Here is a 20,260-nt window from a genome sequence, read left to right as displayed (position 1 = left end):
AAGTCAAAAGTTAAAAGTTACCCATGCGTATCTAAAACTCAAACTTTAGTTGTTCATTATTATTTTTCAATTAAATAAACCGAATCTTCATTGTCGTGCTCTTTCCAGTTTACCTTTACTTTTTCATTATTTATCACATCTACTTGTCGCCCTCTGTAATCGGGTTGAATGGGTAAATGCCTACTGAAACGTCTATCTATTAACGTTAGCAGTTCTATTTCGTTTGGTCTTCCAAAAGATTGGATGGCTGTTAATGCGGCTCTAATACTGCGTCCGGTGTACAACACATCATCAATAAACACTATGTTTTTATCTTCAACCAAAAAATTAATTTTAGTGGCATTAGCTTCCAAGGGTTTGTCACTTCTTCGAAAATCATCTCTAAAAAATGTAATATCCAAGTGCCCTAATTTTATGTTTTTAACCTTATAGTCTTCGGTTAATATTTTAGCCAGTCTATCGGCCAAAAAAATGCCACGAGGCTGTAAGCCAATTAAAACGGTGTTAGAGAAATCGTTATGTTTTTCAATAAGTTGACAAGCCAATCGATGAAGAATGATGTTTACCTCTTTTGCGTTAAGTAAAACTTTTTGACTCATATTTTATCCAAACGTATTTGGAATACAAAGGTAATGCAAAATTTTAAAAATAAAAGGGTATTTGTGCCTAATAAATAAAAGACCTGTTAGGTTTTAAAAACTTAACAGGCCTTAATAAATTATCGTGATTAGTTTAATTTTTACTCTGTAACACCTTCTAAATCAAGCATAAAAGCATAGGTTAACGCCAAGGTTTTATAACGCTCGAAACGTCCGGATGCTCCACCGTGACCGGTTTCCATATTGCAATCCATAATTAATAAATTATCATCGGTTTTTAACTCGCGTAATTTAGCAATCCATTTTGCAGGTTCCCAATATTGTACCTGGCTATCCCAATACCCTGTGGTAATGAGAATGTTTGGGTAATCTTTGGCTTCAACATTATCATACGGCGAATACGATTTCATATAATTATAATATTCTTTGTTTTTCGGATTTCCCCATTCGTCAAATTCAAACGTTGTTAACGGAATGGTTTCATCCAGCATGGTTGAAACTACATCAACAAAAGGAACAGCGGCAATAACACCATTCCACATATCGGGTTCCATATTTAAAATAGCGCCCATTAACAAGCCGCCGGCAGATCCGCCGTAAGCATATAAATGGTTGCTTGTTGTGAATTTTTCATCAATTAAAAATTTGCCGACATCAATAAAATCGGTGAAGGTATTTTTCTTTTTAAGCAGCTTGCCGTTTTCGTACCAATCCCTTCCCATTTCCTGACCACCACGAATATGGGCAATGGCGTAAACAAAACCTCTATCGAGTAAACTTAAACGGGTAGAACTAAATGTGGGCTCCATACTATTTCCGTAAGATCCATAGGCGTAAAGTAATAACGGGTTTTTACCGTTTTTTTCGACACCTTTTTTGTAAATAATGGATACGGGGATTTTTGTTCCATCGGCAGCTGTTGCATATAAACGCTCTGATGTATAATTATCAACGGAAAATGACGAATCAATAACTTCATCTTGTTTCAAAAGTACTTGACTTTTATCGGTCATATTATACTCAAAAGTGCTATTCGGCGTGGTTAACGAACTGTATCTGTATCGCAAAACATCGGTGTCAAAATCTAAATTAGAGGTTGTTGCAGCAAAATATGCAGGGTCGTTAAATTGGATATAATGGTCGTCTGTTCCGTCCCATTTTATAACTCTAATGGTTCGTAAACCATCTTTTCGTTCTTCAGCAACTAAATAATTTTTAAACAAATCCATCCCTTGAAAATACACATTATCGCGATGCGGAATAACATCTACCCAATGCTCTTTTTCGGTTTTATTTACCGGAGTTTTTACTAGTTTAAAATTTTTAGCATCTTTATTGGTTCTGATATAAAAATGGTCTTCAAAATGATCGATGGTATATTCTAAATTTTTCTCTCTGGGTTGAATCACTTTCCACTCACCATTTGGAGTATTGGCATCTAAAACCCTGTATTCTGTAGATAAGGTTTGAAAACTTCCAATAAGCAAATAAGCATCCGATTTTGTTTTGCTTACCCAGCATCTAAATGTATCATCTTTTTCTTCGTAAACCACCACATCGTTTGATTGATTGGTGCCAATGACATGCTTTACAATTTTGTTTTGACGCAATGTTTGAGGGTCTTTTGTGGTGTAAAACACGGTTTTTCCATCGTTTGCCCAAACGGCGCTACCACCCGTATTACTGAGTTTGTCTTTTAGTAACTCGCCGGTTTCCAAATTTTTAAAATAAATGGTGTATTGGCGTCTGGAAATGGTATCGATACCAAAGGCCAGCATTTTATTGTCTGGACTAACCGAACGTCCGCCAAAGCCATAATAGGCATAACCCATTGCCAATTCAGGTCCGTTAAGCATAATCTCCTCTTTTGCGCCTTCTTCTAATTTTTTTCTGCAATACAAAGCATAATCGCCACCTTCTTCAAAGCGCGTATAATAGGTATAGCCGTTGTCTTTTACCGGAACGGATTGATCGTCCTTTTTTATACGGCCTACAATTTCGTTGTACAACTTGTCTTGAAGCCCTTGGGTATGCGCCATGGCTTTACCCAAATACTCGTTTTCGGCATTTAAGTAATCCAACACGTCTTGGGTTTGTGCATCTGGCGTTTCGGCATTTTTTTGCTCGTCGCTTAAGCGCATCCAGAAATAATTATCGGTCTGCGTATCGTCGTGAACGGTTAATTCTTTGGGAATTTTTTTAGCAATTGGAGTTTCGAGAGACGCGTGCGGTCTTTCGGTTTCATTTGATTTACAAGATGAAATCAGAATCGTTAAAGTTAAAAAAGCGTAAATGGAATTTTTCATAATTTAGTGTTTGTTGGTATGTAAAGGAACGGAAATAATTTCTAAATGTTTTGTTAAAATTTAGAGCTATAAACTATATCAAAAAAAAGAAAAGTCTTTCTTTAGAGAATTAGTAAAGTAAAAAATAGAATGCCAATAGAAGACCTAAAAAAACAGCAAAAACTAAAACCGAATTTAATAGCTTCTCTCTTCTCATTTTATTTCTTATTTCCCTTTTTACTTTATCTATTTCAGATTTAGTAAGTACAGGAAAATTGAATTCTGCTTTATTTTCTGAAGCTTTATACTTAAGCCTCTTTTTATCAAATCTGCCTTCAGCTTTAGCTTTACGTTCCATTTTTCTTTGTAATGTTGCTTTAAAATGCCCTAAACTTCCATGCATAATTCAATCAGTTACTTGTTGCCTTTAAAGAATCTATCTGCTTTTGTAAACGCTCAATCTCTTCTGACTTTTTATCAACAACAGGAATTACCAACGTTGAATCTGAAACCTGTTCAACCATATCAATGGTTTTAGTCTCTTCGGCAAAATAATAACCAATGCCTTCGCTGGACCTCCACGCTTCATTTAACTGGTCGTAAACGGTTTTATCCCATTGGCTAGGTTTTTTTACATCAATCCAAATCACATCGCGGTATTCGCTATCAATCAAAACCAAATCCGGTGTCGCTGAGCCGTCAAACTGTCCCGCGTTTTTTTCGCTAATGGCAGATACGGTTCCTAAAAAGAACATGCGTTTTCTGCCTGCAATGTCTTTAATGTACGGCCGGAATTCCACAGGTGTATTGGCGGTCCAATCGTATTCTTTTCTCGATTCTTTTACCTTTAACGGCATTGCCGAAACACCCGCGTAACCTTGTTTTTTCGAAGCATGGTCGTAATAATACAACGCGTTACTGCCATCGGCGGGTACAAAAACACTAAAGGTTAAACTGGTGCGCTCGTCGCCCACAGGCTCTAAGCCAAACCAGTGGTATAAACCGCTATACGCATTGGAATTTGTGTCGGAAAAATCAAAATCGGTTACAAATGGCTGCTGGTTTTGATCTTTTGGTAGTTGTGGAATTTTAACAGCTGTCTCCATATTCCAAGGCAACGGGTCGCTAAAACCGCCTAAAAACTTTAAAGATTCAGCCTGAATCCTAGATACCTTTTCGGCCAAGGTGTTTTGTCCGTTTAAATACGGATAATTTTTCATTTCACTCGGACTTATATAAGTCCCCTTTCCTATTAAAATACGCTCGATATAATCGTTAAAATCGTGCGCGCCATTATCAATTACCATCACGCCACCAAAGGTTGGATACGGAAACAAAAAACCTTTCCATTTTATTAAACTCACCACTTGCACCCATTGTCCGGTATCGTTTTTCATGTAAAACGTATCGCTGGGTTCCATGGTAAATAACTGCAACAGATTGAAGCGTTGCACCACCGCATTATAGGTGTTTCGGCTAAATTTTAAAGATTCGCCAATGGAGAATGTAACCGGAATCCGGTTTTCGCTCGAAAATCTAGGAAATGGCGTGGTACTCGATACCGAAAAAACCTCCTCGGTATTATCGGTTATACCCTGCCACACGTACTTTTCGGTGGGCTGGATGGCCATAGTCCATTTGTTTTCGCCATCAACCCTAACCAAATGTGGCAAAGATACATCCTTGGTTTCGCCTACGCTTTCATTTGCCATTGAGGTAATGTTTTGCAAGGGCTGAATGCGCTCGTTTTGTGTTAAAGGTAATTCGTTTATTTCAATACGATTGAGATTATTGAACACATTGTAGGTTTTCATATAATCGTACATTTTAAAATGCCAACCAATTACATATAAAATTCCGAAGAAAAGAACCAGCAACCCTAAGATACCCAAACGAGATCCCGTACTGGCTGAGTTTCTAAACTTATGTAAACCAAAAAACAAGACTGCGGCACTTAACAGGATTATGAAAATGAATTTTCTAATAAATAATAAGGCTGGTTGATAATCGTCGCGCAACACAAACAAGGCGATTAATAAAATTAAACCGACAATGGCAGTTATTTTTTTCTGCTTTTTTCCTTTATTCCAGTAGTTTTTAATCATAATCTTTGTCATTCCTGCGAAAGCAGGAATCTTTTTATTTATACTAAATTGTTTAAAATTGGATTTCTGCCTTCGCAGAAATGTCAACTACAACAATCCTTTATCCTTTAATCGTTCGCGCGCACTTTTCTCCTGAGTTTTTGGAGGTTCTTCTATAGCTTCATTTTCTTCAATTGTATCGGTATCTTTAGCTTTTAAATCTTCGATAAAATCTTTTCCTTTTTCAACAGCATCTTCCATAATATCTCCAAGAGAATCGCTCTTCTCCTCGATTACTTTACCAGATTTTAACACAAAATTTGCCAAATAAGTACCAATTAATGTTCCAAAAACGATTGATGCGAATGCCGAAATACCGTTATAACTACCAAATATTTTAAAAGGTGTTAAAAATTGAAATATCAATCCTATCAACAAAAAAACGGTAGCAACAAAAACCAATCGTGGCAAAAAAGCTTGTTTGTACACAAAGCCTTTCTTGTTTTCCGGTTTCATTTGAAGTGCTTTGGAGTTTACCATTTTGTTAACAAAACGATACAATCCATTTCCGTTGGATTCCCGCCAATATAAAAAGATACCAAAAAGTATCGCCGCTATAAATATTACTAATTCTAGTCCCATAGTGTTAAGTTTGAAGCTTGGAGTTGGAAGCATGAAGTTGCTTACTCTTGTGCTTGGTTTATATTTTAATCTTTTATTTTATTTCTAAATGCTATAGTCATATTCATTAAGTCGAAACAGTTTTTATAGAATATTTCAAATTCATCTAATTTAATATAATTTCTTCTTTTTGCTTTGTGCAAACAAGTTACAACTTCTGCAATAGACCTAATAGAGTAGCCTAAAAATTTTCTATACTCTTTTCCTGATTGCAATATGGAACCTTCTGAAATGTTTAAAGCAATGGAATCGGCAGCTCGTTTTAATTGTGACGATAAATTAAATAGTTCTTCCTTTGGAAACTTTTTAGATAAAGTATTCATATCCTCACCTAAATCCATTCATTTTTGCCAAATAATCAAACTTTCGAATTTAAACTTCATATTAATTCCATTAAATTACCTATAAACAAACTTCAAACTCCGTGCTTCCAACTTCGTGCTTCCAACTTATATATTGTTACCAATTGTTTCAATTACCCAATCCTTAAAGGAATCGTCCCAAGTTTTAAAACTATTATAAAACGCTTCCTTATCGTACCAATACAGATAAAGCACATCTTTTGGTGATATGTTTACCAAAAGCATCCAAATTAAATCTTGGTGCTTTCCCTCTAATGAGGAATGTGGCTGATGCAAGGCTTCAAAGAGTTTTTCATCAACAATATCAGCTATTTTGTACTCATTACTTATTTCCAATTTTTCTAAATAGCGCTCCACGCTCATTATTTTTTTCCGAGCTTCGATATCTAATTTATTAAGGTAACTCTTGTACAACAAGGGGTCATTTAAAATATTTTTTATGGGATGTTGCGTTTTTTTTAGGGCCTGAAACATTTCGAATTTCTTGATGCGCTCATAGCGCTTTGTTTTTACAACGGCTTCCAAATCGTATTCAATAATCACATGGTCGCGAAGTTTAGCCATTAATTCGGGTTGATGGATATGATAGATAAGCACATCGTAACTCACGTCTTTAATAGCTTCTTTATGCCATTTTTTATCCTCAAACACCACGATGGGTTTAATGAAATCGCGCAGCACATAAACGCCACCAAAGGCTCTGGTATAAAAGGAATCTGTGGTAAACTGAAGCTCGTGCAAATCTAAATCGCGATGCCGTAAATCGCCATAGGTTTTTGCCGATTCCAACAATTGTTGATGAATGCTTTCGTCTATAAAATTATTGCCTCTATTGAAGGTTTCAACGAGTTCCAATTGCTGCGCTTTAATTTTATCCAAATCGTTTATTAAATGAAAACTGATAGTAATCGCATTGTATTTTAAAACATCTAAAGGCTCGTAAAAAGCATCGATATTTTGGTCGAAATCCAAATATATTGCGCAATCGCGGGTAATATCGTTAATTTTGTTACCGTGAACTTTGAAAACGAATTTCATTAAATCCCTATCAAACGTATGAAATGGCACATACACCGGCTTGCCCTTCTGCAATGGCGTAATGATGATGCCATGCGGATTGGATTCGCCATTATTTAAGTAATGGAGTTGTTTTTTTTCTTCAGCAATCTCCGGGCTCCAGCCAATGCCATCAATAGAAAAGGTTTTAAGTTTTGTTTCTGTAAACCCAAGTTTTTTCAAGCATTTATTATAACGCTCAACCAATTTTCCGCTTACGGGAATGAGTTCGTTTCTGTATAGTTTAGCTTGTTTTAGTTTTTCCATTTTTTTATTCCTGCGCAGGCAGGAATCTCATTGTTTATTTTTATCTTTTTTTATTTGCCACGAATTCACAAATACAATATTTTTTCAAAACCGGGTTCCTGCCTTAGCATGAATGACAACCTAACTTAACAATCCTTTAATCTTAAGATGCTGCAACAGCATAATAGTTCTAGCATCAATGATTTCGCGCGAGTCAATCATTTCCATGGCTTTGTTAAAAGGTATTTCCATCACTTCAATTTCTTCCCCTTCAATTTCCAAACCGCCGCCGTGATCAATTTTATCCGAATCTTTATATTCTCCAATAAATAAGTGCACGCGCTCTCTCACTATGCCCGGGGATAAAAACACGGTATTTATGGCTTTTAAATTTGAAATATGGTACCCCAATTCTTCCTTGGCTTCTCTAATTACCGTTGTTTCTGGCAATTCGCCCTCGTCAATCGCGCCACCGCAAACTTCGATGGAAACGCCTTGGGAAACCCCAGAAATAAAAACCGGTATCCTGAACTGCTTTGATAAAACAACTTTTTTTGTTTCAGGGTTATACAGCAATATTGCAACACCATCGCTCTTGCCGTAAGCTTCGTGCGACAAGCGTTTCCAGTTGCCGTTTTTAAATTTAAAATCGAAATCGATGCGTTCCAATTTGCCCCAAAATTGGGATAATACGGTTGATGTTATGTTTTTTATTCTTTTATCTTTTTTCATCAAATTGTGCTCTAGCCTCAGTTTCTATATTCAATTGATTTACTCTGGCATCTACTTTTCGTTTAAAATCAGTATCGGCAATGGTGGCCACATTATCTAAATAACGCACCACTTCTTGTCGGCGAATTTCAGAAAAATCCAAACCTTTCATATTCGCTTTCATGAGTTCTTGAAGCATCCCCAATTTGGTATCGTAATCTTTTTTGAAATAAATTTCGGGATTGTCGAACCAATCGGTTTCCAAATCGAAATCGGTTAAACGCAAAGAAATGGCACTTTGAATATTCCGAACATCACGCGATGAAAAGAACGGAAATATCTTTTGGATTTCTTTATACAAACTCGCGTAAAACAGATGCTCGTTGGTGTCGTGCATCTTATCCGCTTTTTCAAAAGCCTCTAAAACCCGCTCTTCCGATGGTTTTTCAATTACATTTAAAATATCGCCCATGCTTTTTGCCAACCCTTGGTCTTTTAAATAGCTATAACCTTGTGGGTTTTGCATATTCACGAAATCGGGCATGGTCTTATCAAACTTTTTCCACCACAGATAGTCTTGATCTAAAAAGTCGTGTTCGGTACGTGCGCCATCAATTTTAAAACGCCCTTGCACACGCGAAATCACGGCTTTATCCAACATTTCGGGAAGATTGGTGAATAACCCGATGGAACTGTTGCCGTAATTTACCGCATAGGCGCCTTCGGTATAACGTAAAAACACGCCGATAACTTCTTTTACACCAGCCGAAACACCTTGCGCTGTTCGCTCCTGTAAATTATTTTCGGCATCGTCAATTGGTGCGAAAATGAGTTTTGAAGGGTCTTGTAAAGGTTTCATCCACTCTACCATTTTTTCGGCAGAACCACCTTGAAATGTACTAATCAAAGTATCTGGCATGGGGTGAAACAAAAACGGAATATCCAAATGATCGCAATGCTCTTTTAGACGCGTTGCAATGGCAGCAATAAGCATGCTTTTTCCGGTTCCCGGAATGCCGTAGCCCATAAAAACGGGCATAAAACCGCCTAATTCTTGAAACGGATTTTTTTTGGCGATAAAATCGTAACTCAACATGCGCTCGGTTAATCGGCGTGCAAAATGTTTGGCATCCCGATTACCCACAATTTGTTCGAATTGGATTTTATTGAACTCGATGCTTTTTGCGGTTCCCGAAAACACATTGTTCCAACCGGAAACGGCGAATTCCGATTTCTCCAATTTATAGGTTCTGTCTTCAATGGTTTCGGTGTATTCCAAAGTACTTTTTCTCAGTTGGATTTCATCAATCAAAGCTTCAAAATAAACCACCGTAAAATTGATAACATCTTTATCGGACTTTATAATTTCAGGATGACTCAAATACTTATCAAAATAGAACAAACTGCACGATATGCCTTTTAAGGGCGATAAGAAAGACACTTCCGGAATACCGGCAAACTTCTGTTTCATCACACTTAAATCGTCTGAAGCGTGTGGTTTTAAATCGTGCAATATTTTGTATGCCGTAGCAAAAAGCATAAATGCCGTTGCGGTGTGCATTTTGCTTTCAAACTCGCGCTTTCCGTTGTTATCCAAAGCCGATTTATTCTCATTCAAACTCGATAACCCCGAGGCGTCGTAATAGCTATCCTTAATCCAAATTCCTAATGTGATACCTTCTTGAACGGCATACAGGGCTTGGTTTAAACAAACAGGAATCGCTACCGAATCTGGTAACAATCGCTTTTTTAAAGCTAGAATAGTTTTTGAAACCGCGGTGATTTCAGTCGATTTACTACCGTTATTGGCACGCGATAAATACAGTAAAATAGATTCGTCTTTTGCATCTTTTTCTCTGTTTTTAGCACGGTCACCTTGAACCCATTGTATAGATTTCAAATACGATGCCGCTTCGTCGCGAATCATGTCGAGTTCGGTTAGTTTTATTGGGAAAGTTGAGTTGTGGTTCATATGTTTATTCTTTACGTCATTGCGAGTGAAACTTGGCAATCTGTTAAATTTGATGAGATAACCACATCGCTTTGCTCCTCGTTATGACGTTAATTTTTTAAATCTATTTCTAAACCAGCTATCTGAATCGGAGCTTTTTCAAGCCCATTCATAATCTCCGGAGTTTTGTTATATAATAATTGAATGATCCTGTGGGGAGCAAACACATATTTTCGTTTAAAAATAGCATCCCACTTTTGCAGCGTTTGCTTGCTAAAAAAGCCGCCTTCCTTAACCTCGCTACCGGAGCTAACTTCATCCAATCGTAACGAAATGGCATACGATTCCAACGGAATATCCTTTTTACCAATAGCCTTTAAAAGGGCATGTGTTATCTCGTTTTCATCTTTTGCAAACACATTGTGCATGGGACCCAAATCAATGCGTTTTATCTGTTTTGGCAAAACCTTTGGCAATTTCCTATCAATGGTATAGGCCATGGTATCCAGGGTCATGTCTCTATCGGCAACCGTTTTTAAAACCTCGTAAATGTCATCTTTATAATCGTTTACATCCTTTCCATCATAATTAAAATACATAAAACAGATAAAGGGCCGGTTATGCGATACATCATAAAAACTCCAGCTCACCAACAAATCGGCAACCGATTTTTCTGGAGCCTTCAGTATTTTTCCCTGCACAAACCGATTGAAAATATATTCCTTTTTAACCGACGAGTAATACACTATCGATGCCGCCTGAAACAACCTGCTTTTCTTAATCGGTTCTTTTTTTCGCATTAAGGTATCCAAAAACTCTTCCTTAATAGTATCAATGGGTGTAAGCTTGCCCAAATACTCATCGCGCAACTCCAAATCGTTAAACAAATACCTAAATTCCAAATAATTGGGAAACCCAGAATATGTTAAATCCACCTTCATATTATCCTCGTCGTCGTACATATATTTAATGCGCATGGCTTCAATAGAGTACAATAACAAATCGCAGTATTGCTTAAACAATTGCACCTCAACGTCATTACAAATCCTTTGGCGTTGCACGGCAACAATCAATTCTTTAAAAGCAAAATCGACCATTTTATGATAGAAAACATAATGCTCTTTAGAATCGAGAACAGCAGAATCCAATGGTGTTACTATGTGGTTTATGGACATTTTTTAGTCTTCAGTATGCAGTATCCAATAAGCAGTTTTGCCACGAATACACTAATATTTTAATAATTTGGGCGTTACCCGAGGGGTCGGGCTTTCACTACTCGCTTCCTCCTATCGTCGGCGAGCTCAAACATACCGCTCAATCCCTAACGCGAAAAACGAAACTGGTTTTTAAACTTACAACGCCCTTTAATAAGATTCCTGCCTTTGCAGGAATGACAGCTAACTTAATAGATCGTCTTCTTTAGCCTCTGGTTTTGGATTAGGCTTATCGCCTTTTCCGCCGCCATCAGCTGGTTTGTTGGCATCGGCGTTATAATAATCTTCAAAAATCTCTTTCATATCGATGCCGTAGCGCTCAGCAAAATTCTTTTGTATATCACTATCCTTCACACGAATTTCCTGTAAAGCCTCGGCATAACTACTATAAACACCTTGCATCACTTTTTCGTGCACCGGAATATTGTCCATCATATCTTGTCGTGCCTTGGCACTTGCCGTATGCATTGACGCTAAGGTTTCGCCAATATGCTCATCGGTTTTAACACCTAAATGTTCTAAAATAGCAGCAAATTCCTGGTCGGTTCTCGCTTTTAAAGCCACCACGTAACCATCGTAATATTTAAGGCGCTCTTCGGTATCACTCTTTAATTTGGCGCGATGTGTTTGCAAGTTACTGCGTAACGATGTTAATACTTTAATGGTTAAATTGTGCTTGTGCACAAAGCTGTCTTTACTTGCTGCAAGCGTTGTATAGGCGTTTTTAAGACCTTCCAGTTCTTCAACCTTTTGCTCTAAAGCGGTTACTTTACCAATAGCCTCGGAGTATTCTGGAGATTGTTTATCGGCAATGTCCCCAAGTTCCTGGCGGGCCTGTTTTAAAAGCGCGTAGCGTTCCTCTAATTTAGCTTCAACTTCGTTCTTTTTTTCTAAGGCTTTTGTGTGGTTTTTAGAGGCCTCAACAATGGCTTCTTTTAGTTTTTCTTCAACTTCCTTTATCTCTATTTCCCTGTTTTTTAAACGAGATACTGCAGCTTGACTTTTATAAGACAACTCACTTAAAAGCGTTTGAACATCGGCGTTCTCAATACGTTCCTGGAACATGGCTTTGGCCTTATTATCGGCTCCTGCACGTACTTTTTCAGCAGCTTTAAATTCTTCCTCTTCTTTTTTAATCTTGCTTTTGCGGCCCCAAAGGTTGTTCCACCAAGTATCTGGCTTGTTTTTGGCATCTTCCAATTCAATTCGCGCACGGTCCAATGCTTTTTGGGCATCGTCAATTACCTTTTGTTCGGTTGCGTTAAGCGATGAGAATTTTTCAAAAATAATGCCCACCTCATCTTGATAATCGGTTAAATCTTTAATGGCATCCAAAAGTGTGGTTCTGTCTTTTTCAGCCATGTGCACCACATCATCCAAAGTGGCATTCAGTATTTTTTGCCGAACTTCCGGGTCATCTTCTTGAGACAATTTAGATTTCATCGTATCAATGGCTTTTCCCCAATTGACATCTACTTTTTCGTTCTTTTCGTTTGAAGAGGTTTCTAATAAATCAAAATCATCTGACATGGTATATCTTGTATTTTAGGTTTAACAATTTTTATAAACAAGCAATTTCGTTAAAAAATATCAATTTCAAAATTAATCCTGCTTAAATTATTGGTATGTTTTTTTTACAAAATGTTACATTGAATTTTATAGGTGCCATCAAAACTTATTTTTAAAAATATTTTTTTAGGGGAACGGAATAAACATCGGACTTTTAGCACAATTTAAACCTCTAAAATCCAATGCGATACCATTATTATTTATAATAGTTAACAAAAAAATGGTATATTTGAATAGCTATTAACCCAAATAAAGCACTGTAAATGCTTGTAAATTACATAAGTCTCTCATTTTTCCGCATGCCATTAATTACACAAATTGATATAGTTACCGTGTTAATTATTGTTGTTGTTATTTTCTCTTTTCTGTTGATACTTGGTGTTAGAAAATCTTATTTGCTAAAAAAAGAAAACGACCGTTTAAACAGTATGAATACAACTATTGAAGAAGAAAATGAAAAGCCCTATAAAGATTTTACCGATGGGCACATGTATGGTGGCAACTAATTAAAAAAGACAAAACGCTTTAAAATTAAAAAGCCTGCAATTGCAGGCTTTTTAATTTTAGCATTACCGTATTAATTTCTTGTATTTTATTCGTTTGGGCATCAAATCGCCACCCAATCGTTTCTTTTTGTTTTCTTCATAATCGCTAAAACTACCCTCGAAGAAATACACCTGCGAATTGCCTTCAAAAGCCAAAATGTGCGTACATATTCTATCTAAAAACCAACGGTCGTGACTAATTACAACGGCACAACCTGCAAAGTTCTCCAAGCCTTCCTCTAAAGCTCGCAATGTGTTAACATCCAAGTCGTTGGTTGGCTCATCCAAAAGCAACACGTTACCTTCTTCTTTTAGCGTCATAGCCAGGTGCAAACGGTTACGCTCACCACCGGAAAGTAATTTTACTATTTTGTTTTGCTCACTCCCAGAGAAATTAAAACGACTTAAATAAGCTCGGGAATTTACTTGTTTTCCGCCCATCATAATCAACTCTTGCTCGTCGCTAAAGTTTTGCCAAATCGTTTTTTCTGGGTCTATATTGGAATGACTCTGGTCTACGTAGGCAATTTTTGCCGTATCGCCTACCTTAAACTCGCCTTTATCTGGGGTTTCTTCGCCCATTATCATTCTAAAAATAGTGGTTTTACCAGCACCGTTTGGTCCAATAACACCCACAATTCCCGCTTGTGGCAGGTTAAAGTTTAAATCTTCGTAAAGCAATTTATCATCGTAACCTTTGCTAACGCCGATAGCTTCGATAACGTTGGTACCCAATCGTGGGCCATTAGGAATGTAAATCTCCAATTTTTCATCGAGCTGTTTTTGGTCTTGACTCATGAGTTTGTCATAATTCTTCAAACGTGCCTTTTGCTTGGTCTGTCTGCCTTTTGCACCTTGTCGCACCCATTCCAGCTCGCGCTCAAGCGTTTTTTGGCGTTTTGATGCCGCTTTTCCTTCTTGTGCCATTCGTTTCGATTTTTGGTCTAACCAAGATGAGTAGTTGCCTTTCCAAGGGATCCCTTCGCCTCTATCGAGTTCGAGAATCCAGCCGGCCACATTATCTAAAAAATATCTATCGTGGGTTACTGCAATTACGGTGCCTTTATATTGTGCCAAATGATGCTCTAACCAATGTACAGATTCCGCATCTAAGTGGTTGGTTGGCTCATCCAGCAATAACACATCCGGCTCTTGTAAAAGTAAGCGACATAAGGCTACACGACGGCGTTCCCCACCAGATAATATCGAGATTTTTTTATCGCCATCAGGTGTACGCAGCGCGTCCATGGCAATTTCAAGTTTGGTATCGAGTTCCCAAGCATTTGCTGCATCAATTTGATCTTGAAGTACTGCTTGACGGCTCATCAATTTCTCCATTTTGTCTGGGTCGCTATAGACTTCTTCCAACCCAAACATATCGTTAATTTTGTTGTATTCGTCAAGTATGGCAACCGTTTCCGCTGCGCCTTCTCGAACAATTTCCATTACGGTTTTGTTCTCGTCGAGTTTTGGTTCTTGCTCTAAATAGCCCACGGAATAATCTTGCGAAAACACCACATCGCCCTGGTAGTTTTTATCTACACCCGCAATAATTTTTAGCAAAGTGGATTTACCCGAACCGTTTAAACCAAGGATTCCAATTTTGGCACCGTAGAAAAAACTTAAATATATATTTTTTAAAACGGGTGTATTGGCACTCGGGAATGTTTTTGTAACCCCCGACATTGAGAAGATTATCTTTTTATCGTCGCTCATTTTTGTTTGTTGTAATTTGTTAAGTTGTATATAAAGGCTATACCCTACCCTTTAAAGCATTAAATACCCAAGCGATACAGAAAAAGCCACCTCCAACGGCCGCAAACCCCCAACCTGCAACATCGTCATATCTAAAAGCGCCCAATCCTATTAAGCCAAGGCCTACAAAAATCATAATCCAAGTAGCCCAAGCCAATACCGTATTTTTATTCATTGCCATAATCTTATTCTTAAATTTTTGATGGTTAGTTTAAAAGCAAATATCGCTTTTTTACATAAAAAAAGCACCCTTTAACGGATGCTTTTTATTAACTGTTTGGAAGAAACCCCATTTTACCCATTTGATAGTCGCGCATGGCCTCCATAATTTCGGTTTGCGTATTCATAACGTAAGGGCCATAAGTTGTTACCTTTTCATGGAATGGTTTTCCCGATAAAAATAAAAGCTTGCTCTCTGCCTTTGCCTCTATTGAAAACTGATTGCCGTCTTGATTAAATTCAATCAATTGATTTTTATTTTGAATTAAATCGACTTCATCATTCACTTTTACGTTTCCGCTGAGCAAATACAGTACTGGTTGATGCTCGTTATCAATTTTGATATGGTGCTTACCACCTGCTTCAACATCAATCATATATACATTAACCGGCGTTTGTGTAGCAATTTTTCCGTTTTTACCTTCTAAACTTCCAGCGATCACTTGAATGCTTACTTTTTTGTCTTCGGAAAAGACCAGGTTAAATTCATCTTTTTTAACATGCTGATAATTGGGTTGAATCATTTTTTTTTCGGCTGGTAAATTCAACCATAATTGAATACCTTCTAAAGTGCCACCATTTTCTACAAAGGTTTTTGTTGGTCGCTCTGCATGAATAATCCCTCTGCCCGCGGTGGTCCATTGTACGTCTCCGGCTTTTACCACGCTTTCGTGCCCCAAAGAATCGCGGTGCAATTGTTCGCCCTGAACCAAAAATGTGATGGGCTCAAAACCACGATGTGGATGCGGGCCTAAATCGAACGGGTTGTTTCTTTCATCAATAGCATAGGGTCCGTAATGGTGTAATAATACAAACGGGTCTATCATATCGATGTGTTGTGTAGGTATAGGTTGGCGCAATTTTATGGGGCCCATGTTTACAAAATCGCTTCGTCCTATGGTTTTTATTGTATTTTGTTTCATAATGTTGTTATTTTAATTTCCATGGAAACTATGTGGGCAAAAAAAAAAGCACTAGCGTATTTTATCGAGTAAATCGCTTAATTGTTCTGCCTCTTTTTCTGTTAAATTATCCAGTAAATCCACATTAAAATCTATTGATATTTTTTCTAAGAGCGCTAATCCCGCTTTGGTTATTTGAATATGAACTACCCGTCTGTCACTGCTACAAGGCATGCGTTCAATGAGGTTTTTAGCGCATAGCTTATCCATTAACCGTGTTGCATTTGGTGCCCTATCAATCATGCGTGCTTTAATCGTTTGTACTTTTAAAGGTGTTTTGGCACCATGCAAAATTCTTAAAATATTGTACTGCTGTGGCGAAATACCGAAAGGCTTAAAAAAAGCATTTTGATGTGACGTAATCCAATTTGCGGTAAATAAAATATTGATTAACGCTTTTACTTTGTTGTTTTCAAACTTCGAGTTAACATCTTTAGAAATATTGCCCATGGCACATCTTCAAATTATGGTTAAAACATTCAATCATCCTATCAAGATAAGACATCTTTATACGCGTCGTGTTTCTTTTTAAAAACAGCGGCGGCGAATGGGCATAACGGTATAGCTTTAATATTATTCGCTCGCATAAAATCTACTGCCGCTTCTACTAATTTATAACCAACACCCTGTCCTTTTAATTTTTCGCTAACTTCGGTATGGTCAATAATAATCTTCTCTTTTCCTGCATAGGTATAGGTCATTTCAGCCTCTTGACTGCCTTCAATCTCTATATAGAACTTTCCTTTTTTGCCGTCGTCAAACTGTTTGATTTCCATATTATAGTGCTTTTTGAAATGTTTGTACTTTATTTTTTAATGCTGAATTTAAATCCTTATTCACGATTTTACCTTCTGAAAAATTATCGCCAAAAAACGGCAATGAAAACGTTTCAACAATATGGGCGTCGTGCCTAGGGAAACGATCTTGGGCCATAGCCAATACCGATGCGCCACCTCTTCCGCCCGGTGATGCCGCCATCAATAGCATGGGTTTTCCGTAAAAAGTTTTTGCTTCAATTCTCGACATCCAATCAAAAATATTTTTAAATGCCGTTGAATACGCCCCGTTATGTTCGGCAAGCGATAAAACAATGCCATCAGATTCCTTTATTAATTTCAAAAATTGATGAGCAGGTTCTGGAATTCCTGATTTTTTTTCCAAATCAACCCCAAAAAGCGGTAATTCAAAATCATTTAAATCTAAAATATCAGTTTTAACATTTTCAACCAAACCAGAAGCATAAGTCGCTAATTGCTTATTAATTGAGGTTTTACTATTGCTTCCTGCAAACACTATAATGTTTTTCATTTATTTAGCTATTCTTTTATTAAAAATGTAAGATACAATTAATGCCACAATAGCCAAAACAGCGGTTCCTTCTTGCCCATCGCCTATCATGTAATGAGCAAAAAACGCTAATATAAAGGCATAAAAATAGCCTGCATAAGCCCACTCTTTAATGGCTTTAAAATTCGGATTCCAAATAGCAATCAAACCAAGTAATTTTGCCGTTGCAAAAGGGTAAATAATATAGGTTGGATATCCAAAACCTGTAAAAGCCTCTTTAATAGCTTCGTGTTGAAAAAAATACATGCTTACTGAAAATAGCATTATTGCCGTTAGCAATCCTGTGGCCGTGTAATAAATTATTTTGTCTCGTTTCATTTTAATTTATATATTTATTAATACTGCAAATATAGCATAAAAATATTTATATTCCTAGGAATATATTTCCATGTAACTGTTTTTGCGAATTCATCAACAAACTCGAAAATAAAATTTGAAACTTTTGTACATTAGCGTCAAACTTAAAATACATGGATATTAACTTCAATAAAAACGAAGACCACAATAAACTTCTACTTTCCGAATTAAATAAAAAATTAGCAAAAGTTAGCCTCGGTGGCGGTAAATCGCGAATCGAAAAACATAAAGCCAAAGGTAAAATGACCGCGAGGGAACGCATTGATTATCTTCTGGACTCCAAAAGGAACACCATAGAAATTGCGGCTTTCGCCGGCGAAGATATGTATGCCGAACACGGCGGTTGTCCGTCTGGTGGCGTAGTGGTTAAAATGGGTTATATAAAAGGCAAACAGTGTATTGTTGTTGCCAACGATGCCACGGTTAAGGCCGGCGCCTGGTTTCCCATTACGGGAAAAAAGAATTTAAGGGCACAGGAAATCGCTATTGAAAACAAGCTTCCGATAATATATTTAGTCGACTCTGCCGGGGTGTATTTACCCATGCAAGATGAAATTTTTCCTGATAAAGAACACTTTGGACGCATTTTTAGGAACAATGCTGTGATGAGCAGTTTGGGCATTACCCAAATTGCTGCGGTAATGGGTAGTTGTGTTGCCGGTGGCGCCTATTTGCCGATTATGAGCGATGAGGCGTTGATTGTTGATAAGACAGGAAGCATTTTTCTTGCCGGGAGCTATTTGGTTAAAGCCGCCATTGGGGAAACCATTGATAATGAAACTTTGGGCGGTGCCACAACACATTGTGAAATCTCTGGTGTAACCGATTATAAAGCAAAAGACGATGCCGATGCCATAAATACCATAAAAAACATTATGGATAAAATTGGCGATTTTGACAAAGCTGGTTTTAACCGAAGTGAATCAAAAAAACCAAAAGAAAACCCTGAAGATATTTATGGTATTATCCCGAAAAGTCGTGCCGACCAATACGATATGTACGACATTATTAAGCGTTTAGTTGATCATTCGGAATACGATGAATACAAAGCAGGCTACGGACAAACCATTATTACTTGCTACGCCAGAATTGACGGTTGGGCCGTTGGTATTGTGGCCAACCAACGCAAATTGGTAAAAACCAAAAAGGGCGAAATGCAATTTGGTGGCGTTATTTATAATGATAGCGCCGACAAAGCGACGCGGTTTATTGCCAACTGCAACCAAAAGAAAATACCCTTAGTGTTTTTACAAGATGTTACGGGCTTTATGGTTGGCAGTAAATCTGAACATTCGGGCATTATAAAAGACGGTGCTAAAATGGTAAACGCAGTAAGCAATAGTGTGGTTCCTAAATTCACCATTATTATAGGTAATTCGTATGGCGCAGGAAATTATGCCATGTGCGGAAAAGCATACGACCCCAAATTAATTGTGGCATGGCCAAGTGCAGAACTGGCTGTTATGAGCGGGAATTCTGCAGCCAAGGTTTTACTCCAAATTGAAAAAGCATCACTTGAAAAACAGGGTGAAAAATTCACCAAAGAAAAAGAAGATGCACTATACAAAAAGATAAAGGACAGATACGACAACCAAGTTTCGCCATATTATGCGGCTGCTCGAATTTGGACCGATGCCATTATAGACCCATTAGACACCAGAAAATGGATTTCAATGGGGATTGAAGCGGCTAATCACGCGCCCATTGAAAAGCAATTTAACATGGGTGTTTTGCAAGTGTAATTTTTCAATCTTACGAAAATTTTGTACCTTTTGTATTGAAAATCAATAATTTCAATCATGGGAACAATAAAATCATTAAACAAATGGGCCAATGCGCATACTTACTTGCCACTTGATTTAATTCGCATTGCCCTTGGTGTCTTTCTTTTTATTAAAGGCATCAACTTTATGGGAAACAGCGAAATGCTTATGAGTCTTTTTGAACCTGTTCAAAATATGGCCGGTGGCATGTTTATTATCCATTATGTGGCACCGGCACACTTTATTGGCGGTATTTTAATTGCCTTTGGTTTATTAACTCGTTGGGCTATAATGGCGCAATTGCCAATATTAATTGGCGCGATTGCCATTAATTTTTTGGGCGAGATGAATTCGGACAATTTAACATTGGCATTAATCACGTTTTTAGTTTGTGTTTTCTTTTTGTTTTATGGCTCTGGAAAACATTCAGCAGATTATTACTTTAAAATGCAACAGTGAGATTTAAAAGGGTTATCTATTAAGTGATTATCCAGCGTAAAACTGAGCGCAGTCTAAGTTTTTATGTTTTGAAAACCAAAGCATTTCGACTGCGC

Annotated in this window: 21 protein-coding genes; 3 read left to right on the top strand and 18 right to left on the bottom strand. The window is 37.4% G+C overall.

The genetic code is table 11. The features are described 5' to 3' along the window. Positions 1-59: 59 nt before the first annotated feature. From pyrR to ACN5J7_RS11845, 11 genes are all read right to left on the bottom strand, one after another. A complete protein-coding gene (gene pyrR, locus ACN5J7_RS11895; protein WP_311937756.1) occupies positions 60-599 on the bottom strand; it encodes a bifunctional pyr operon transcriptional regulator/uracil phosphoribosyltransferase PyrR in 540 nt (179 codons plus the stop codon). Positions 600-739: 140 nt separating this feature from the next. Next, on the bottom strand, positions 740-2,905 hold the full coding sequence (locus ACN5J7_RS11890; RefSeq protein ID WP_418604053.1) for a S9 family peptidase: 2,166 nt from the start codon (positions 2,903-2,905) through the stop codon (positions 740-742). Positions 2,906-3,014: 109 nt separating this feature from the next. Then, on the bottom strand, positions 3,015-3,287 hold the full coding sequence (locus ACN5J7_RS11885) for a hypothetical protein (protein WP_311937752.1): 273 nt from the start codon (positions 3,285-3,287) through the stop codon (positions 3,015-3,017). Between the two features lie 7 nt (positions 3,288-3,294). Next, positions 3,295-4,989 carry a DUF308 domain-containing protein gene (locus ACN5J7_RS11880; protein WP_418604052.1) on the bottom strand — a complete coding sequence of 565 codons (1,695 nt, stop codon included), beginning with the start codon at positions 4,987-4,989 and terminating at the stop codon, positions 3,295-3,297. A gap of 87 nt (positions 4,990-5,076) precedes the next feature. Then, positions 5,077-5,610, bottom strand: a complete 534-nt coding sequence (locus ACN5J7_RS11875) for a hypothetical protein (protein ID WP_418604051.1) — start codon at positions 5,608-5,610, stop codon at positions 5,077-5,079. Between the two features lie 65 nt (positions 5,611-5,675). Next, positions 5,676-5,990 (bottom strand): four helix bundle protein, encoded by a 315-nt coding sequence (locus tag ACN5J7_RS11870; protein WP_418604050.1) that lies wholly within the window; start codon positions 5,988-5,990, stop codon positions 5,676-5,678. Positions 5,991-6,098: 108 nt separating this feature from the next. After that, positions 6,099-7,334, bottom strand: a complete 1,236-nt coding sequence (locus ACN5J7_RS11865) for a DUF6638 family protein (protein ID WP_418604049.1) — start codon at positions 7,332-7,334, stop codon at positions 6,099-6,101. Between the two features lie 120 nt (positions 7,335-7,454). After that, positions 7,455-8,045, bottom strand: coding sequence for an NUDIX domain-containing protein (locus ACN5J7_RS11860; RefSeq protein WP_418604048.1), 591 nt, complete (start codon positions 8,043-8,045; stop codon positions 7,455-7,457). Continuing rightward, on the bottom strand, positions 8,032-9,996 hold the full coding sequence (locus ACN5J7_RS11855) for an AAA family ATPase (protein WP_418604047.1): 1,965 nt from the start codon (positions 9,994-9,996) through the stop codon (positions 8,032-8,034). Before ACN5J7_RS11855 ends, ACN5J7_RS11860 begins: the two co-directional genes overlap by 14 nt. 89 nt (positions 9,997-10,085) lie before the next feature. Further along, positions 10,086-11,150, bottom strand: coding sequence for a hypothetical protein (locus ACN5J7_RS11850; protein WP_418604046.1), 1,065 nt, complete (start codon positions 11,148-11,150; stop codon positions 10,086-10,088). A 222-nt stretch (positions 11,151-11,372) separates the two neighbouring features. Next, positions 11,373-12,719 (bottom strand): microtubule-binding protein, encoded by a 1,347-nt coding sequence (locus tag ACN5J7_RS11845; protein ID WP_418604045.1) that lies wholly within the window; start codon positions 12,717-12,719, stop codon positions 11,373-11,375. A gap of 338 nt (positions 12,720-13,057) precedes the next feature. Here ACN5J7_RS11845 and ACN5J7_RS11840 point away from each other — a divergent pair, with 338 nt between their 5' ends. Beyond that, positions 13,058-13,264 (top strand): hypothetical protein, encoded by a 207-nt coding sequence (locus ACN5J7_RS11840; RefSeq protein WP_418604044.1) that lies wholly within the window; start codon positions 13,058-13,060, stop codon positions 13,262-13,264. A 63-nt stretch (positions 13,265-13,327) separates the two neighbouring features. Here ACN5J7_RS11840 and ettA read toward each other — a convergent pair whose 3' ends face one another. The 7 genes from ettA to ACN5J7_RS11805 all read right to left on the bottom strand — a co-directional run bounded on the left by ettA (position 13,328) and on the right by ACN5J7_RS11805 (position 17,904). Further along, positions 13,328-15,019 carry an energy-dependent translational throttle protein EttA gene (gene ettA, locus ACN5J7_RS11835; RefSeq protein WP_418604043.1) on the bottom strand — a complete coding sequence of 564 codons (1,692 nt, stop codon included), beginning with the start codon at positions 15,017-15,019 and terminating at the stop codon, positions 13,328-13,330. A gap of 37 nt (positions 15,020-15,056) precedes the next feature. Next, positions 15,057-15,239 (bottom strand): CAL67264 family membrane protein, encoded by a 183-nt coding sequence (locus ACN5J7_RS11830; RefSeq protein ID WP_311937728.1) that lies wholly within the window; start codon positions 15,237-15,239, stop codon positions 15,057-15,059. Positions 15,240-15,327: 88 nt separating this feature from the next. Continuing rightward, positions 15,328-16,200: a pirin family protein gene (locus tag ACN5J7_RS11825; RefSeq protein ID WP_418604042.1), complete on the bottom strand. Its 873-nt coding sequence runs from the start codon at positions 16,198-16,200 to the stop codon at positions 15,328-15,330. Between the two features lie 51 nt (positions 16,201-16,251). Continuing rightward, entirely contained in the window at positions 16,252-16,689 is a 438-nt protein-coding gene (locus ACN5J7_RS11820) for a MarR family winged helix-turn-helix transcriptional regulator (protein WP_418604041.1), read from the bottom strand. Positions 16,690-16,730: 41 nt separating this feature from the next. Further along, entirely contained in the window at positions 16,731-17,015 is a 285-nt protein-coding gene (locus tag ACN5J7_RS11815) for a GNAT family N-acetyltransferase (RefSeq protein ID WP_418604040.1), read from the bottom strand. A gap of 1 nt (position 17,016) precedes the next feature. Then, positions 17,017-17,547 carry an NAD(P)H-dependent oxidoreductase gene (locus tag ACN5J7_RS11810; RefSeq protein WP_311937719.1) on the bottom strand — a complete coding sequence of 177 codons (531 nt, stop codon included), beginning with the start codon at positions 17,545-17,547 and terminating at the stop codon, positions 17,017-17,019. Beyond that, on the bottom strand, positions 17,548-17,904 hold the full coding sequence (locus tag ACN5J7_RS11805) for a DoxX family protein (RefSeq protein WP_418604039.1): 357 nt from the start codon (positions 17,902-17,904) through the stop codon (positions 17,548-17,550). It abuts the gene before it with no gap. A gap of 152 nt (positions 17,905-18,056) precedes the next feature. On the opposite strand from ACN5J7_RS11805, the gene ACN5J7_RS11800 reads away from it, so the two are divergent. Together ACN5J7_RS11800 and ACN5J7_RS11795 are read left to right on the top strand one after the other, a co-directional pair. Further along, positions 18,057-19,685, top strand: a complete 1,629-nt coding sequence (locus ACN5J7_RS11800; protein ID WP_418604038.1) for an acyl-CoA carboxylase subunit beta — start codon at positions 18,057-18,059, stop codon at positions 19,683-19,685. Between the two features lie 57 nt (positions 19,686-19,742). Beyond that, positions 19,743-20,165, top strand: a complete 423-nt coding sequence (locus ACN5J7_RS11795) for a DoxX family protein (protein WP_311937712.1) — start codon at positions 19,743-19,745, stop codon at positions 20,163-20,165. The last annotated feature ends 95 nt before the right edge of the window (positions 20,166-20,260 follow it).

It is taken from the genome of Hwangdonia sp., from assembly GCF_048381975.1.
In the GTDB taxonomy this organism is placed as follows: domain Bacteria; phylum Bacteroidota; class Bacteroidia; order Flavobacteriales; family Flavobacteriaceae; genus Hwangdonia; species Hwangdonia seohaensis.
Note: the sequence above shows the minus strand (reverse complement) of the source record. Positions and strands in the feature narration are given on the sequence as shown.

What these genes read in the sequence shown, in the direction of transcription:
- pyrR (WP_311937756.1), bottom strand. Translation starts at nt 599, where the DNA reads ATGAGTCAAAAAGTTTTACTTAACGCAAAAGAGGTAAACATCATTCTT.
- ACN5J7_RS11890 (WP_418604053.1), bottom strand. Translation starts at nt 2,905, where the DNA reads ATGAAAAATTCCATTTACGCTTTTTTAACTTTAACGATTCTGATTTCA.
- ACN5J7_RS11885 (WP_311937752.1), bottom strand. Translation starts at nt 3,287, where the DNA reads ATGCATGGAAGTTTAGGGCATTTTAAAGCAACATTACAAAGAAAAATG.
- ACN5J7_RS11880 (WP_418604052.1), bottom strand. Translation starts at nt 4,989, where the DNA reads ATGATTAAAAACTACTGGAATAAAGGAAAAAAGCAGAAAAAAATAACT.
- ACN5J7_RS11875 (WP_418604051.1), bottom strand. Translation starts at nt 5,610, where the DNA reads ATGGGACTAGAATTAGTAATATTTATAGCGGCGATACTTTTTGGTATC.
- ACN5J7_RS11870 (WP_418604050.1), bottom strand. Translation starts at nt 5,990, where the DNA reads ATGGATTTAGGTGAGGATATGAATACTTTATCTAAAAAGTTTCCAAAG.
- ACN5J7_RS11865 (WP_418604049.1), bottom strand. Translation starts at nt 7,334, where the DNA reads ATGGAAAAACTAAAACAAGCTAAACTATACAGAAACGAACTCATTCCC.
- ACN5J7_RS11860 (WP_418604048.1), bottom strand. Translation starts at nt 8,045, where the DNA reads ATGAAAAAAGATAAAAGAATAAAAAACATAACATCAACCGTATTATCC.
- ACN5J7_RS11855 (WP_418604047.1), bottom strand. Translation starts at nt 9,996, where the DNA reads ATGAACCACAACTCAACTTTCCCAATAAAACTAACCGAACTCGACATG.
- ACN5J7_RS11850 (WP_418604046.1), bottom strand. Translation starts at nt 11,150, where the DNA reads ATGTCCATAAACCACATAGTAACACCATTGGATTCTGCTGTTCTCGAT.
- ACN5J7_RS11845 (WP_418604045.1), bottom strand. Translation starts at nt 12,719, where the DNA reads ATGTCAGATGATTTTGATTTATTAGAAACCTCTTCAAACGAAAAGAAC.
- ACN5J7_RS11840 (WP_418604044.1), top strand. Translation starts at nt 13,058, where the DNA reads ATGCCATTAATTACACAAATTGATATAGTTACCGTGTTAATTATTGTT.
- ettA (WP_418604043.1), bottom strand. Translation starts at nt 15,019, where the DNA reads ATGAGCGACGATAAAAAGATAATCTTCTCAATGTCGGGGGTTACAAAA.
- ACN5J7_RS11830 (WP_311937728.1), bottom strand. Translation starts at nt 15,239, where the DNA reads ATGGCAATGAATAAAAATACGGTATTGGCTTGGGCTACTTGGATTATG.
- ACN5J7_RS11825 (WP_418604042.1), bottom strand. Translation starts at nt 16,200, where the DNA reads ATGAAACAAAATACAATAAAAACCATAGGACGAAGCGATTTTGTAAAC.
- ACN5J7_RS11820 (WP_418604041.1), bottom strand. Translation starts at nt 16,689, where the DNA reads ATGGGCAATATTTCTAAAGATGTTAACTCGAAGTTTGAAAACAACAAA.
- ACN5J7_RS11815 (WP_418604040.1), bottom strand. Translation starts at nt 17,015, where the DNA reads ATGGAAATCAAACAGTTTGACGACGGCAAAAAAGGAAAGTTCTATATA.
- ACN5J7_RS11810 (WP_311937719.1), bottom strand. Translation starts at nt 17,547, where the DNA reads ATGAAAAACATTATAGTGTTTGCAGGAAGCAATAGTAAAACCTCAATT.
- ACN5J7_RS11805 (WP_418604039.1), bottom strand. Translation starts at nt 17,904, where the DNA reads ATGAAACGAGACAAAATAATTTATTACACGGCCACAGGATTGCTAACG.
- ACN5J7_RS11800 (WP_418604038.1), top strand. Translation starts at nt 18,057, where the DNA reads ATGGATATTAACTTCAATAAAAACGAAGACCACAATAAACTTCTACTT.
- ACN5J7_RS11795 (WP_311937712.1), top strand. Translation starts at nt 19,743, where the DNA reads ATGGGAACAATAAAATCATTAAACAAATGGGCCAATGCGCATACTTAC.